The following is a 15,372-nucleotide window of genomic DNA, read 5'->3' on the forward strand; positions in this document are numbered from 1 at the left end:
TTGATGTAGCGATGTGTGACAAACATTGATTAGCGTCGTTAAAAGTTCTGTTCCGGTTTCAGCACATTCCGCTCCGGTACTCGCTTTTGCCTAGCTACTAAGCATTTGTCGGGCCGCTGGAGTTTGGTATTCCAATTCAGGATTTTGCGAGTAGTCGTGTTTTTTTGAGAAAACTTGTGGAATCGCTTGACGTAGGGGCCGAAACATGTTTTAATAAGGGAGTGCCAAAAATGGTGCAGCATGAAAGGTTCCGTGGTGTAGGGGTTAACATGCCTGCCTGTCACGCAGGAGATCGCGGGTTCAAATCCCGTCGGGACCGTCAAATAAGAATCGCGTTTTGTTTAGGAGTTCATTCTCCCAGACAAAACGCGATTTTTTTGGTTATAGATTTCGTTTTACGCTACGACAACCGCAGTCCCAGAAGCCGTCACCATCAACATGCCATTATCCGCGCCAAGCACTTCATAATCGATGTCCACCCCAACAACGGCATTCGCGCCCAGTTTCGCCGCACGCTCTTCCATTTCGCGAATTGCTTCCTCGCGAGCCGTCACCAATTCCTGCTCATACCCTTCTGAGCGTCCACCGAAGAAATTACGCAATCCCGCGCCAATATCCTTCATGAAATTAACCCCAGTAATTACTTCTCCAAAAACGATCTGCTTGTATTCTACAATCTGCTTGCCATCAACACTCGGCGTTGTTGTTGAAATCATGCGCCATTACCTCCTGATTTTTATGATGTTATGACATTAAAATAGCACATTCGGCTAGAAAACACAAAAGAAGCGCCGAATCCAAACGTCAATTTTCCTACTATCACAACGTATAATGAGATTGCTGAACGATAATTTTTTTCAATTGGTCCAAATCTCGCTTAGCGGGTGGCATATGCCATACAAGGACAGGACTGCTATTTGGAGACTCAATTGGAAAATCACTAATAATCAAATCATATTGGCGCCAATGCTCTGTCGGTTGCAATTCCTCACAAAAAATCACTAACTCCTCCGAGTAATATTTCCGAATCTCCATTTTCATATACTCTTCCCACAAAAAGCCATTTTTCGAAATAATTTTCACATGAAGCCGCTTCGTATAATCCGCGTTTAGTAGCGTAATATTAAATAAATCATGCAAATACTTCAAAATCGTGGACTTATTATCTCGTATATTTTTATATCCCGGCTGCCCCTCATATTTCGAAAACACCGTTTCGATAGCTGCAATCTCCACTTTATTAGGCAAATATTTAGTCGAAAAATAGTCGATATCAAGAATCAAGTGCGTCTTATCAATAAAGGCAAAACGAGACAAGTAATCGATGACACTCACTAAAATAACTTCCCTATCAATGGGGCTATCATCCAGAATGGCAATAAGCTCGAGTGCTAACTTAAAACGCTGCGGTCGTAAGTTTTCTTCATAACGGATTCGAAGTTCTATTTGACTGCGTTCGATATAAGTGAAAGAAGTTAAAAAGAAGGTCTTCAGAATAATATAGCGCTCTCCGATTGTTAGAACTGAGCCAAGACAACCCTCTAAATCACTAAAATCGATACCATCAATATCATAAAAAGAGGACAATTCTTTCCAATGTGCAGCATCCTTTTCATCAAACTGCATAGCGAAGCCTTGCTTAGCGCGCGTTAAAGAAACACCAATGGCGATAGCATACTCCAACCGCGAACTGACTGAGAAATAGATATTCGAGTTGTTTTCCAATTTTTTAATAAATGCATGTATATAAGCTATATCAATCTCATCTATCACCCAGCCAGAGTAAGGATAGGTTTTACTAAAAAGGTGAAAATAGAAAAACCGGACATTCATCTCATTTCCTTGGACTTGCAATGGTTCTGTATGCAAGATTAATCGACTCTGCGCCAGAAATGTATCCACCTCTTTCAACTTCAAATAAAGAGAAGCCAGACTGACAAAATGTTCTTCTGCCCACTCAGGCACATTAAGTGTCGTATTCTGAAAAGTAGATAAAGAAAGTTGAAATAAATCGCTATTGCAGATCATGTAGGCTGTTAAATAATCAAAATTTATATTATCCGCAACCATCAGCGATACGAGCCTATCTTTTTCCACAATATATGACATATCTTTCGGAAAAATCTCATTAAGGTGCGCGATATCACTATTTAACGTATTCATGGAAGTTTCAATCGAAGCAAGCAATTCTTTCTTTGATAGTGGCGTAGTAGCAAAAAACAACCTATTTAATAACGTTAGGCGACGATAAGCCGTTGCTGGGACAACATATTTCATAATTAACCTCCTCATATTAGTTACACACAATCTTAAGACTATTACCCATAAAGAGCAAATCGTAAGCGTAGAAATAATGCGATGTCCCCCAAAGTTTCAATAAATCGTTATATTTACGAAAAAATAATCCATTAATGTAGAACAGCGCTAGTAAACTTCCGTGATAGTATCAATATTGTAGTTAGCAAAAGGATGGAAGTGATACGAAATGATGATAAAGCAACAAACGGAAGAGATGCATGTTTTATACAACTCAGAGACAGTAACACAAGAATTCAATGAACATAAATTTTATTATTTTCTGCAAAAAGATATGATGACACCAATAGAAGGCACAGTTAAAAAATTCAAAAAGCATGAGTTCTTGCTGAATGAAAAGGAGATGATTGATGAGATATATTTCATTCAAAGTGGCTGCGTCATGGCGATGAAAAATTATTCGCGAGTGATTGATTTTTATACAGAGGCAGATATTGTGGGCTTTGATTGCTTATTGTTAACAGACTTGGCAGCTCATTCATTCAAAGCGATAACGGATGAAGTGATAATCATGAAATACAAAAAAATGGAAATCATCGAAAAGGTATTGAACGCACAAGAAGGCTACTTATATCATTATGTACACATGCAAAACCAAATAAAACGCCTACTTGCAAAAGAAGAACTGTTACGACTCCCTTCTGAGAAACGCATTGGTTTCGCCTTACTCCAAATCATTAGAGGGTGCGGTGGTAATAGCCAAGAGTATAGCGAGCGTGTGACATTTCCGAAACACATCAATAAAGGCATTTTAGCAAAATACACAAACCTCAATCCAAACACAGTCACCACGGTACTACAAAAATTTCAAGAAGAATCCATCATCCAAGTAACCCAGCGAACCATGCATATCAATGTTTGGAAACTTCAATCCAAAATAAGTTAGCAGCTGACACTCATTCTATAAAATACATTATTCCATGCAGTTATTTAGAATACACCAGTTTTTGCTGAATTAGCTGGTAGAGTGTAAGTAAGGCAAGAGTGACACAGAAATTTTTTAGGAGGTAAACAGATGAGAAACAATATCGCAGAGATGCAATTCTTATATAACCAAGAAAGTATTTCCACACAATTCAGCAAAGAAAAGTTTCGCCAGTTTTTACAAGAAGATATGATTTTCCCACTAAAAGGAGTTACAAAAAAGTATCGCAAAAATGATATTATCATCCCAGAAGGCGAAGTGATGAACGAAATCTATTTTATCGAATCTGGTAATGTTGCAGCGATGAAGGACGGAGAAAAAGTCATTGATTTTTACGCTGACAATGACATCATCGGCTTAACGAATCTCCTATTAGATAGTCAATCAGAATACTCGCTCCAAGTCGTATCTAATGAACTTATCACCACGAAATACGATAAAGAAAACATCATTGAAAAAGTAATCAACACGCAAGAAGGCTATTTCTATCATTACGTCCATATGCAAAATCAAGTCAGTCAAATGATGGAGAAAGAAGAACTCCTTCGTTTACCATCAGAGCAGCGCATCAGCTTGGCATTACTAGTTTTAGGCACGAAATTCGGTGAAGAAACGAATGATCCAGGGCTTATCCGTTTCCCGAAGGCCATCAGCAAAGGAATGATTGCACAATACGCCAACCTGAATCCCAACACAATAACAAACGTACTGCAAAAACTAGAGGAAGAGGACATCCTTTTTCCAGCTAGACGGGCATTCCATATCGATATATTCCAACTACAAATCAAGCTAGACGGAGTTTTATAAAAACATGACTAATAATAGTATCTTTAATATCGGAATTTTCAATAAAAATGCTAAAACAGAAAGGATGGAAGTAAATGAAACTATTTAAAAAAAAGCAAGCCGCAGAATCACGCCACAGACGAAAAAAAACAAGCGAGCCACAAAAGCTAATCACGAAATTGAGCCCCAAATCACCGCATTCTGAGCTGTTTCGCTCAATCCGCACCAACATCGAATACTCAAGCGTAGACAAAGCCATCAAATCAATCCTTATCACATCCTCCGAGCCCGATTCAGGGAAATCCATCATCTGCGCAAACTTAGCCGTCGTATTCGCCCAACAAGGTAAAAAAACACTGCTCATCGACGGTGATCTACGCAAACCAACCGTGAAAAAAATATTCCCCGAAGCAAAGACACACGGACTAACAGGTATCCTCACAAATAAAATCACCAGCCATGACGCCATATGCGATACAGATGTCAAGGATCTATACGTACTACCAGCAGGAATCGTCCCACCCAATCCATCCGAGCTCTTAGGTTCTGCAAAAATGCAACAAGTATACGCTGAACTCTACGAACAATTTGACCAAATCATCTTTGACACCCCACCAATCCAGCTCGTTGTCGACGCCCAGCTACTCTGCTCACTCGTTGACGGCTCCATCCTACTTGTCCGCAGCGACCATTCCTCCAAAGAAAATAGCAAAAAAGCCCTTGAAAAACTGCAATCAGGAAAAGCACGCGTACTCGGTAGTATCTTCAACAACAATAAAATGAAAATGGCAGGGTACTATTACGCCGAATGATAGTTTGAGTTCATAAGTTAGAAACAAAATTAGGCTTACAGCTCTATTAATCTAGAAAACAAAAGTCACAAGAGCTGATATTATTAATAATGTAGTACAGATGATGTTTAGTCAGGACCATTAAGTTAAGTCTAAGGATACCATTTGAATAACTCGGGTTTATAAGTTCTCCCGTGCCCACAAAAAACTTAAATGTCAATGCGGAGTGCCCTCAAAGGGTAGGGACTTCAAAATATAAATTAAGAAGGAGCATGATTTAAAAAATAAAGAAGTAAGGAACAGTTATGAATAAAGCAAGCGGTAAGAAATTTTATGATAAATAATCAGAGGAGAGTGTTTTAGAAAATGAAAAAGAACAGTTTATTAAGAAAAGGAAGTAGCGTGGCTTTGGTTGCGACACTTATAGGCAGTCAATTAATCGCTACAGTTCCATTCAATGTATTTGCAACAGAGCAAGAAAATCCAGCAGGAGAAAGTCGGAGTCTAGCCCTTCCGTATATTGGCGTGGAAGTTAGTAACTGGGCAGAACTAAAAGCAGCACTTACAAATGCTACAATCACGGACATTTACTTCAGTAAAGATATTACGATTGGAGAAACAACGATTGTTAAGAGTACCCTCAAAAACATCCATGGAAATGGCTTTACATTAGATGCTAATTTGAAACAAATTAAACTAGATACAGCTAACACTACAGGGCTTATGGAAGATTTGAAAATTAAAAACACAGATATTTATGGATTATTCTGGGGTAGCGCAGCTGATATTAAAGTAACCTATAGAGACATAGAACATAACGGTAGACAAATGATTTATCTACCAGATGGAGAACTTATTATTGAAGGCACGGTTAGCAGTAATTCGACGGTAGAAGAAGTTTTTCAAGGAAAGCAATTAACAATCAAAGATAATGCAAACGTAAATTTCGTTTCAAGTGCAACAGGAAGAACGATTTCACCTATTACTTTCCTATATGCAGACGGTGGATTATATGTTGGTAAAAATGCTACTTTAAAAGTACGCTCTAATGCGGCTACAATATATGGTGGTACTAACTCTACAATTGTCAATTATGGCAACATGGATTTAGAATCTTACAAATTCCAAGCGATTCATTTGGCTTCTAAAGGTGCTATGTATTTCCAACCAGGAAGTGTATTGAAAGCTGTTGCTGGCGATCCAGTGGAAGAGTCGGTACAAGCAAATGACGGCAGCATTTTTGTTGCGGCAGGAGCAACGTTTGAGGTAGAAGGTAATGGAACGCAAGGGGCAGTAATTACTGGAGCAAACTTTACACTAGCGGAAGGATCTAATTTCTCAATCACGAACTTTAATGCAGCAGGTTCGGCACTTGGAACGTATACTGTGCCAACGAATGTTACGATACAATCGCGTCAAGGTGTTAGTACATGGGATCGTGGTAGTATTAGAAATGCTATGCCAACTGCGAGTTACTCAGGTGCTTTGAACGCAAACTTTACACTATCTGGCTATTTAAATAGCGTCAAGCAAACAAACATGTCATCAAATAACGCACAGTTTAGCAGTTTATACAATACCGGGAAAACTGGTAAAATTACAGGTGGTAGTTTTGCTTCAAAAGAAATCAGCCCGATGACTATCGCAAAACTAGACAGTGACGCTACTTTTGTGGTAGGAACAGCGGAAGCAGGTTCGGACGTTGTAATTAAAGTTGGAACGACAATTATTGGTCAAGGAAAAGCTGATGCAGATGGCAAGTTTAATATTGCTATTCCAAAGCAAGCGGCGGGGACCAATGTTACGGCAACAGCTTCATGGAACGGACAAACTTCCAGTGCCACAACAGTTGTTCAACAAGGAACGACCGATCAAGATTTAGCAAGAAAAGCAATTGATGAGTTATTTACAAATACACTTAAAAATGTGATAAAATCCACAACCGATCAAGCGTCAATTAACCACGCGCAAGATTTGTTAGATGCTGTAAAAGACCCAACAATTAAGGCCGCGTTACAAAAAGATCTAGATCATGCACAAGAACTATTAGATGCTAAAAATGCGACAGAAAAGGCACGTCAAGAGGCAGCAGTAAAAGCAGTGAACGAACTATTTAACAATAATAAACCAGCAACAGATGTTATCAAAGATTTAACAACACAATCAGGAATTGATGCAGCCCAAGAATTAGTAGATGCAGTAACAGAGCCAGCTGTGAAAGAAGCATTACAAAAAGACCTAGATCGCGCCCAAGAACTTTTGAATGAGAAAAGTACGGCAGATCAAATGCGTCAAAATGCAGCACGAAAAGCAGTGAATGCCCTGTTTAACAACAATAAGCCAGTAACAGATATTATCAAAGACTTAACAACACAATCAGGAATTGATGCAGCCCAAGAATTAGTAGACACCGTAACAGAACCAGCCGTGCAGGAAGCGTTACAAAAAGACCTAGATCGCGCTCAAGAGCTTTTAAATGCAAAAAATGTAGCAGAAAAAGCACGTCAAGATGCGGCGCGAAAAGCGGTGAACGAACTATTTAATAGCAACAAACCAGCGACAGATGTTATCAAAGATTTAACAACACAAGAAGGAATTAATATAGCGCAAGAATTAGCAGATACAGTGACAGAACCAACCGCCAAATTAGCACTACAAAAGGATATAGATCGTGCCCAAGTACTATTAAATGCAAGAAATGCGGCGGAAAAAGCAGCGCAAGATACAGCGCTAAAAGCAGTGAATGCCCTATTTACAAGCAATAAGCCAGCGTTAGATACAATTAAAGGGACAACAACACAAGAGGCAATTGATGCAGCGCAAGACTTATTAGACGATGTAACGGACCCAACTGTGCAAGCAGCGGCACAAAAAAATCTGGATCGTGCCCAAGAACTTTTAGATGCAAAAAAAGCGGCAGAAAAAGCAGCACAAGATGCGGCGTCAAAAGCGGTAAACGAACTATTTACCAATAATAAGCCATCAGGAGATAAGCTTAAAGAAACGACAACACAAGCAGGGATAGACGCAGCACAAGATGCAGTGGACCAAGTGACAGATTTGATTGCGAAAGCAGAGGCACAAAAAAATCTGGATCGTGCCCAAGAGCTACTAGATGGCAAACTCATGACAGAACAAGCACGTCAAGATGCAGCATTAAAAGCAGTGAATGAACTATTCACTAACAACAAACCAGCAACAGACACGATTAAAGATACAACAATACAAGCAGGAATCGATGTGGCACAGCAAGCGGTAGATAAAGTAGCAGATCCACTTGTGAAAGCAGCCGTGCAAAAAGACTTAGACCGAGCGCAAGAGCTTTTAGATGCAAAAAATGCAGCTGAAAAAGCAAGCAAAGACGCAGCAATAAAAGCAGTCAATGAATTATTTAAGGGTGATACACCAGCAACAGATGTTATCAAAAATGCTACAGTGCAAACTTCTATTGATGCAGCTCAAAAACTAGTGAACGCAGTCGCAGATCCGATAACAAAAGCACAATTACAAAAAGACTTAAACCGCGCCCAAGAATTACTAAACCTACGCGCTACAACAGTCGGAACAATTACACCAGCTGAGTTCTTAATTGGGACTGACAAGTATGTCACAGGAATGGTAACTGGTGATGTGGCTAAAATTTCACTTCTTGTGAATGACAATGTGTATACTGGAGGCCTAGCAAAAGCAGACGGTACATTCACATTTTATGCCAATGACAAAAACCTCAAGAAAACTGACGTAGTATTTGTTGTAGCCTATGATCAGAATGGGAAAGAACTTTCAAGGCAACAAGTGAAATTCGTAGTCGTAACAGAGGGCAAAATAACGCCAGCAACATACAACCTTTCGACGGACAAAAACATCACAGGGACATATACTGGTGATGTAGCAAAAGTGACTGTAACGGTTGGCAGCACAGTATACAAAGGCGGAACAGTGATAAACGGTGCATTAACATTCTATTCAAGTGACAAAATCAAGAATGCAACGGATGTAGTAACAGTTCAAGCGTACGATAAAGCTGGAAAATTACTTGACACGAAAACACTAAAAATCATCGCTAATGAGGTAGTAACTAAAGGAAGTATTACACTAAATGAACTGAAAGTACCTGGTGATAAAAATATTACAGGGACGTACACTGGTGACGTGAATTATATCGTTGTAAGCGTGGATGGCGTAGATTACAAAGGTGGGACATTTACAGATGGCGTGTTGAAGTTCTATAGCTTTGATAAAATTACAAGTGTATCTAAGAATGTGACAATCAAAGCCTACGATAAAGCTGGAAAACTGCTTGATACGGAAACGTTGGAACTTGTAGGTGCAGAAAAACCAGCAACACCTGCAAGCTTAGCACTCAACACACTAATATTAGGCACAGATAAAAACATCACAGGCACATATACGGGTGACGTCAAATCAGTCGAAGTAACGGTAAATACTACTGTGTATAAAGGCGGAACATTTACGGATGGTGAGTTCAAATTCTACTCATTTGACAAAATTAAATCTGTTACAGATGATGTTACTATAAAAGCTTTAGATGCAACTGGCAAAGTTTTAATTACAGAAAAACTACAAATAGTAGTAAAATAAATATTAAAAAGCAGAGTGATATCCATAAAAAAAGGACAATCGCTCTGCTTTTTAATTTGATTCTATTAATAATCTTTCATCGCATCATCCAGCACTTTTTTCAAAGTAGCTGCGGAATTTGCCATTTGTTCTTTCTCTTGATCATTCAACTTCATCTCAACAACGTGGCGCACACCTTTACGGTTCACAACAGCCGGCGCGCCAATATACACGTCGTCCAAACCGTAATGCCCATCCATGTACACAGATAACGGCAAAATCGCATTTTCGTTATTCAAAATCGCTTTTGTAATCCGGGCAAGTGCTGCTGCAATCCCGTAGAACGTTGCGCCTTTTTTGTTGATGATTTCATAAGCCGCGTCACGAACACTCACGAAAATCGTATCCATCGCGCCTTGCTCACTATCATCGATCCATTCCGTAATTGGCAGACCACCAACCGTTGTGTGGCTCCAAGCTGGGAATTCTGTATCGCCATGTTCACCCAAAATGTAGCCATGGACGTTACGCGCATCGACTTTCAAGAAATCCGCAATCGACATCCGGAAACGTGCCGTATCAAGGCTCGTACCAGAACCAATCACGCGTTCTTTTGGCAAACCGGAGAATTTCCAAGTCGCATAAGTAAGAATATCCACTGGGTTCGACGCTACCAAGAAAATACCGTCAAAACCGCTCGCCATAACCTCGTCCACAATCGATTTCATAATACGTATATTCCGGCTCACAAGATCAAGTCTCGTTTCACCAGGTTTTTGCGCCGTACCAGCCGTAACAACAACGATATCCGCATCGTGACAATCACTATAATTCGCTGAGTAAATTTTCTTAGGCGCTGAAAAAGGTACCGCGTGACTTAAATCCATCGCGTCCCCAATCGTTCTATCCTTATCTATATCAATGATTCCGAATTCTTGCCCGATATTTAAGTTCACACAAGCAAAGGCATAACTAGAACCAACCGCTCCGTCGCCAACTAAAATGATTTTTTGATGATCTTTCATTTTAAAATTCCTCCTTCGAAAATACGATCTACTAGTACAGTATAACATGTAATCTTCATTTGTGAAACCTTGAACTACTTGATTTTGAAAAAGTGTTATACTAAAAACATGTAAGCGTTGTGATACAGTTTTTGCTAAAAAGGATTTCTCCTATCTTTAGCCTTAAATAGCGCATTGTAAACCCTTATTGTTTCATTTTTTTTAGGAAAGGGTATATGATGGAGGTGTACAACATAAATTGAATGAGTGGAGTGATTTTTTATGGCAACAACATTAGAGGTCCAGAAAAGAGAAACAAAACCGCATTCGAACATAACGTCTATCCGTAATGCAGGTAGAATTCCAGGTGTTATATATGGTTACAAGGCAGAAAACGTGCCAGTTTCCGTAGACTCTTTAACATTTATTAAAGCAGTTCGAGATAACGGCCGAAATTCCGTATTTTCAGTATCGGTTGACGGAGCAAAATTAAATGTACTATTACATGATTACCAAATAGACCCGTTAAAAGGGGACATCGAGCACATCGATTTACTAGCGGTAAACATGTCTGAAGAAGTAGAAGCAAACGTGACAATCAACCTTGTTGGTGAGTCTAAAGGCGTTAAGCTAAGCGGCGTACTGCAACAAGTTCTTTATGAAATCACAGTTTCTGCAACACCGGACAAATTACCAGAAGTAGTCGAAGTCGATATTACAAATCTTGATATCGGTGATGCGATTACGGTAACAGATATTCCTAAAAATGGCGACTATGACGTGATTACCGAGGGCGAAGAAGTCATTGCGACTGTTTCCGCACCGCGTACCGCTGACGAGCCAGAAACAACAAGTAGCGCAGTAACAGAACCAGAAGCGTTACATGGTTCAGACGAAACTCCTGACAAATAAAATTTAATGCTATTGAACCGAGTAATGAGGGCGAGCGATTCGCCTCCACTACTCGGTTTTTTTGTTGCGTTCACAATTTCGACACATTTGTTCATAATTACACGAAGGTTTACATAAGTTTTGGAACGGGGAAATAGGTTTAAGTAAGTGAATAAGCCATTTATCAAAAATGTAAGGGGAAAAATAGAAGCGCTGAAAATGAGGTTAATTTCACTTTTTTAGAAAATTAGGGGGTAGTGAAGATGAAAAAAAGAATTTTACTGCTTCTCAGTTTTGCGATTGTCGTGCTGGGCGGGTTACTCATCCAAGGCGCAAACGCAAAAGCAGCGACATTAGATCTGAAGCCAGGTACCACAACTGAAATCAAGGCTCATAATACACACGTGCTACAAAACGCTATCAATACGTCCAAAATACCCATAACGATTCCAAAAGGGAATTTTGAAGTAGTAGGAAGTATTATTTTAAAATCAAACGTCACGCTGATTGGGGCGACTGGCAATCCAGCTGATTCTACAATCACGCTCAATGGTGGACCGATGACGACAGAAACCGGTAAGGGCGTTACGACCGTGAATAATCTGCAATTGCGCAATTTCACGCTCCAATACAACGCTAATAAGCCAAAATACGATTTTCAAAAACATAATATTTATGTGTATCAAAGTCATTTACTCGAAATCGGCGCGGTGCCAAAAGCAGAAACAGCCGCAAACTATCATGCTGTATACAAAAAGCCGACAAAAAACAATATTCAGGTTCAAAACATGATTTTAAATGCCAATCAAGTAGGTTCTGCGGCATTAAGTATCGCCAAGGCGACGAATGTGAATATTGCTAATAATCAAATACTTAATTCTGGATTGCAAAGTGGAATCACCGCAAGCTATACAGATGGGTTACGCATCGACGGCAATATCGTGAAGAATTCCGGCCGTTCCGGAATCAGTTTGTACCAAGGAAACGGCTCAGCCAAAGCCCCCGTCTACATCCGCAATAATAAAGTCATCGATTGGATGGAACGGTTTGGCGGTTACCACTATAACGCGGCCAAGGCAGCTAAAATCGCGCCAGACATGATGCTCGACGGCGGAATCGACAGCTATGGCCCAGCGAATAACTACGTTTACATCACTGGAAATAGTGTTTCTTTACAAAAAGAAAACAATAAACGCATTACGGATAACCAAAAAATCGAGCAAAAATGGGGCGTGAAAAACACGCGTTACGTTGGCTACACAGGAATTCGAGGCAGTGGCATCGCGCACGCCGTTTATCAAAATAATACAGTCACGATCAACAGCCCCGACGCGATTTCCTTCATGACCTTCAACTTGCGACTCCGCAACACCTACACAGCACCAAAATACATTTTAGTGGAGAAAAATAAATTTACCGCCCAAAATATCAGTTTTCCGATTCGAATTTTCGGCGGAGCGAGCGACGGCAGTTTGGCATCCGGAATTACTATTCGCCAAAACACGTTCACGATTAATGGAGACATCCCGACTTATTACAAAACGCTAATTGATGTCCGTGAGAAAACCGAGACAATCGGCGGCAAACTGACTTATTTCGGCACATCGCTTGTGACGGTTACCGGAAATAAAATCACCAGCAAAAACGTGAAGCAAATCGTCGCTGGAACCCCGATTCGCAAGCTGCCAGTTGTTGATACGCTATATATCGGCCAAAACACACTAAACACCAAGCCGTTCCAGAAAATCGGAGGCTATCTCGATACCGTTATCCAGCTCCCGACTTACAAAAAAGGAATCATCAGCGGCGGCATCATGTGGTCATTCACCGACACATCTAGCAAGATGATTCAGCTAAAAGATACCACTGGAAAAGCATTGACCAAGCCAATTGCGCTCAAAAAAGGCCCACTAGTGAATTTCACGCTGAAGCCGTTTTACAGTCCAAAACCGAAAGTTCTTTGGATTACGAGCAAAGTCGGAACGAAGAGCGTGACGAAGAAAGTACCATTGTATTTGTTTTAGGAATAAGTTACGGAGAATAGAGCCAGGAATGTGCCGCGATGCATTCCTGGTTTTTTATGTTTTTGGTGGGGGATTGTATGTTAGAATTTGAGAGTAGGGATTTAGAGATGGGGGCGATTAACATGCAAGAAATAAAAGTTGCAATCCGAAAAGCTTTGAAAAACGAGATATCGCATGAGCAATTAATTAATATGGCAGAGGCCTTGTTATTCACAGACCAAGCGCAACAATCGGTTAATGGACAGCTGTCGAAACAAGATAGAGCATTACTAGAAGATATGTCCGCACAGTGGGAACTATACTTGGTGAATACATATACGATAGAAGAACTACAGAATCTTTCCTTGCAACAAGTGAAATTGCCTGAGATCTGGCTTAGAAGGTGGCTCGATAGCAATGACTAGAAATAAGAAAGCAAGTACTCCATTGTTACGCATTTGATGGGAAAATAGCAGTGGTGAGTAAAGGAAATATTGGATATTTATTTCAAACGGATAATATACACAGTAAGGGGTGAAAAAGCAGTGAAGGCTGTGCAAAAAAACTTATTATATTATGTTTTAGAGCGCCATAAGAGAGGTCATTATATAGAAATTATCGAGAGACAAGGGGAAGACGCGCTGGATTCAGAAGCTGTAGAGGATATATTAGATGTTCTATCATCCCTTTTCATGGAGATAGGATTAAAATTGAATGACGAACCGAACCAAATTGGCCTAGATTTAGAAGATTTGATAGATATTATTAATGATGCGGAGTAAGGATAGAGTGATTCTTCATGAAAAGTTATCCACAGAAAAAGGAGTAGCTGTGAATAAAATTTAATTAATAGCAACTAAATAATTCCGTGTTTGCTGCTATATAAAGGTTTGTAGGTGTATTTCTAGGAATAGCAACAATTAAAAACATGTGGATAACCTGTGTATAAGAATAGTGATGAATATCAATATGTCGTAGAGAACGTGTATTCGGACACGAAATGTAGAAACACATGTGGATATATATATTAAAAATGGGGATAACCTGTGCGTAACAACTTAAAAATCTGGGGATAAGTTAAAATGTAATGATTTATAGCTAAAAAACGAAAAATAGAGGATCAAAATATACGAAAAATGGATATTAAATTAAAAATAGATAAATAAAATTGAAAAATTCGAATTAAATCTGAATGCTAGTTGACGCCTAATCAGATTACGCCTATCATAATAAGTATTATAAGTGGATAAACACATACACTCAGTGTGGTTATCCACAGTTTGTGTCATAAGAAAGAAGGAATAGCATTGGAAAAACCGATTTATAGTTGTGAAGAACATATCGAAGAAGCGCTAGATGACTGGGTTTACGGAGTTGAAACGGTTCCAGAGTTCACGCTCGTGGATAAGTCGAAAAATCTGTGGATAACCTGTGGATACTGTGGAAATAGAGCGATATATATGGTAGGGAACGAATGTTCAGACACAAAATATAGAAAGTGATTGTGGATATGTGGATAATTTCTGTGGATAAAATGTGAGTAAGGGGTGGATAAACTATGAATATCCAAATTTTAACGGTGGGTAAACTGAAAGAAAAATATTTGATTCAGGGTATTGCGGAGTATACTAAACGTTTGGGTCCGTATGCTAAGATAACAATTATAGAGGTGCCAGATGAGAAAGCGCCAGAAGTGTTGAGCGATGCCGAAATGGTACAAGTGAAGGATAAAGAAGGGGAACGGATTTTAGCGAAGATTGCGGATGATGTTCATGTGATTGCGCTAGCGATTGACGGAAAGCAGAAGAGTAGTGAGGAATTTGCGGCCGGCTTGGATCGATTGGCTACATATGGAAAGAGCAAGGTAGCGTTTGTGATTGGTGGTTCGCTGGGGTTGAGCGATGCGGTTTTGAAGAGAAGTGATGAGAAATTGTCGTTCGGCAAGCTGACTTTGCCGCACCAGTTAATGCGATTGGTTTTGGTGGAGCAGATTTACCGGGCGTTTCGGATTAATCGTGGGGAACCGTATCACAAATGATGCTATTTTTTTGATGAGAATGGCTTTGTAGAGCGGT

Annotated in this window: 13 protein-coding genes and 1 tRNA gene; 11 read left to right on the forward strand and 3 right to left on the reverse strand. The window is 39.7% G+C overall.

What is annotated here, in order from left to right:
- Nucleotides 1–246 precede the first annotated feature (246 nt).
- Nucleotides 247–319, forward strand: a tRNA-Asp gene (locus HPK16_RS15565).
- A 76-nt stretch (nucleotides 320–395) separates the two neighbouring features.
- Here the strand turns inward: HPK16_RS15565 and HPK16_RS15570 are convergent.
- Both HPK16_RS15570 and HPK16_RS15575 read right to left on the reverse strand, forming a co-directional pair.
- Complete coding sequence (locus tag HPK16_RS15570) at nucleotides 396–716, reverse strand: putative heavy metal-binding protein (RefSeq protein ID WP_181677825.1); 321 nt, start codon at nucleotides 714–716, stop codon at nucleotides 396–398.
- Nucleotides 717–819: 103 nt separating this feature from the next.
- Complete coding sequence (locus tag HPK16_RS15575; RefSeq protein ID WP_181677826.1) at nucleotides 820–2,277, reverse strand: AcpB/EbpR/MafR family transcriptional regulator; 1,458 nt, start codon at nucleotides 2,275–2,277, stop codon at nucleotides 820–822.
- A gap of 208 nt (nucleotides 2,278–2,485) precedes the next feature.
- Between HPK16_RS15575 and HPK16_RS15580 the strand changes: the two genes are divergently transcribed.
- The 4 genes from HPK16_RS15580 (at nucleotide 2,486) to HPK16_RS15595 (ending at nucleotide 9,420) form a co-directional block, all read left to right on the forward strand.
- Nucleotides 2,486–3,202 carry a Crp/Fnr family transcriptional regulator gene (locus HPK16_RS15580; RefSeq protein WP_181677827.1) on the forward strand — a complete coding sequence of 239 codons (717 nt, stop codon included), beginning with the start codon at nucleotides 2,486–2,488 and terminating at the stop codon, nucleotides 3,200–3,202.
- 129 nt (nucleotides 3,203–3,331) lie between these two features.
- Nucleotides 3,332–4,048, forward strand: coding sequence for a Crp/Fnr family transcriptional regulator (locus HPK16_RS15585; protein ID WP_181677828.1), 717 nt, complete (start codon nucleotides 3,332–3,334; stop codon nucleotides 4,046–4,048).
- Between the two features lie 74 nt (nucleotides 4,049–4,122).
- Nucleotides 4,123–4,839 carry a CpsD/CapB family tyrosine-protein kinase gene (locus HPK16_RS15590; protein WP_181677829.1) on the forward strand — a complete coding sequence of 239 codons (717 nt, stop codon included), beginning with the start codon at nucleotides 4,123–4,125 and terminating at the stop codon, nucleotides 4,837–4,839.
- 345 nt (nucleotides 4,840–5,184) lie between these two features.
- Nucleotides 5,185–9,420, forward strand: coding sequence for an immunoglobulin-like domain-containing protein (locus HPK16_RS15595; RefSeq protein ID WP_181677830.1), 4,236 nt, complete (start codon nucleotides 5,185–5,187; stop codon nucleotides 9,418–9,420).
- A 65-nt stretch (nucleotides 9,421–9,485) separates the two neighbouring features.
- Here HPK16_RS15595 and HPK16_RS15600 read toward each other — a convergent pair whose 3' ends face one another.
- A complete protein-coding gene (locus HPK16_RS15600) occupies nucleotides 9,486–10,424 on the reverse strand; it encodes an L-lactate dehydrogenase (protein WP_181677831.1) in 939 nt (312 codons plus the stop codon).
- Between the two features lie 261 nt (nucleotides 10,425–10,685).
- Between HPK16_RS15600 and HPK16_RS15605 the strand changes: the two genes are divergently transcribed.
- The 6 genes from HPK16_RS15605 to rlmH all read left to right on the forward strand — a co-directional run bounded on the left by HPK16_RS15605 (nucleotide 10,686) and on the right by rlmH (nucleotide 15,335).
- Nucleotides 10,686–11,315, forward strand: a complete 630-nt coding sequence (locus HPK16_RS15605) for a 50S ribosomal protein L25/general stress protein Ctc (protein WP_181677832.1) — start codon at nucleotides 10,686–10,688, stop codon at nucleotides 11,313–11,315.
- Between the two features lie 242 nt (nucleotides 11,316–11,557).
- On the forward strand, nucleotides 11,558–13,318 hold the full coding sequence (locus HPK16_RS15610) for a right-handed parallel beta-helix repeat-containing protein (RefSeq protein WP_181677833.1): 1,761 nt from the start codon (nucleotides 11,558–11,560) through the stop codon (nucleotides 13,316–13,318).
- 77 nt (nucleotides 13,319–13,395) lie between these two features.
- The gene (locus tag HPK16_RS15615; protein WP_181677834.1) at nucleotides 13,396–13,722 is read left to right on the forward strand and encodes a hypothetical protein; all 327 of its coding nucleotides are present in this window, start codon (nucleotides 13,396–13,398) and stop codon (nucleotides 13,720–13,722) included.
- A gap of 120 nt (nucleotides 13,723–13,842) precedes the next feature.
- Nucleotides 13,843–14,079: a hypothetical protein gene (locus HPK16_RS15620; RefSeq protein ID WP_181677835.1), complete on the forward strand. Its 237-nt coding sequence runs from the start codon at nucleotides 13,843–13,845 to the stop codon at nucleotides 14,077–14,079.
- 483 nt (nucleotides 14,080–14,562) lie between these two features.
- The gene (locus HPK16_RS15625) at nucleotides 14,563–14,799 is read left to right on the forward strand and encodes a CxxH/CxxC protein (protein WP_343064824.1); all 237 of its coding nucleotides are present in this window, start codon (nucleotides 14,563–14,565) and stop codon (nucleotides 14,797–14,799) included.
- A 56-nt stretch (nucleotides 14,800–14,855) separates the two neighbouring features.
- Nucleotides 14,856–15,335 carry a 23S rRNA (pseudouridine(1915)-N(3))-methyltransferase RlmH gene (rlmH, locus tag HPK16_RS15630; RefSeq protein WP_181677837.1) on the forward strand — a complete coding sequence of 160 codons (480 nt, stop codon included), beginning with the start codon at nucleotides 14,856–14,858 and terminating at the stop codon, nucleotides 15,333–15,335.
- Nucleotides 15,336–15,372: the final 37 nt, after the last annotated feature.

The organism is Paenilisteria rustica, from assembly GCF_013820765.1.
In the GTDB taxonomy this organism is placed as follows: Bacteria; Bacillota; Bacilli; order Lactobacillales; family Listeriaceae; genus Listeria_A; species Listeria_A rustica.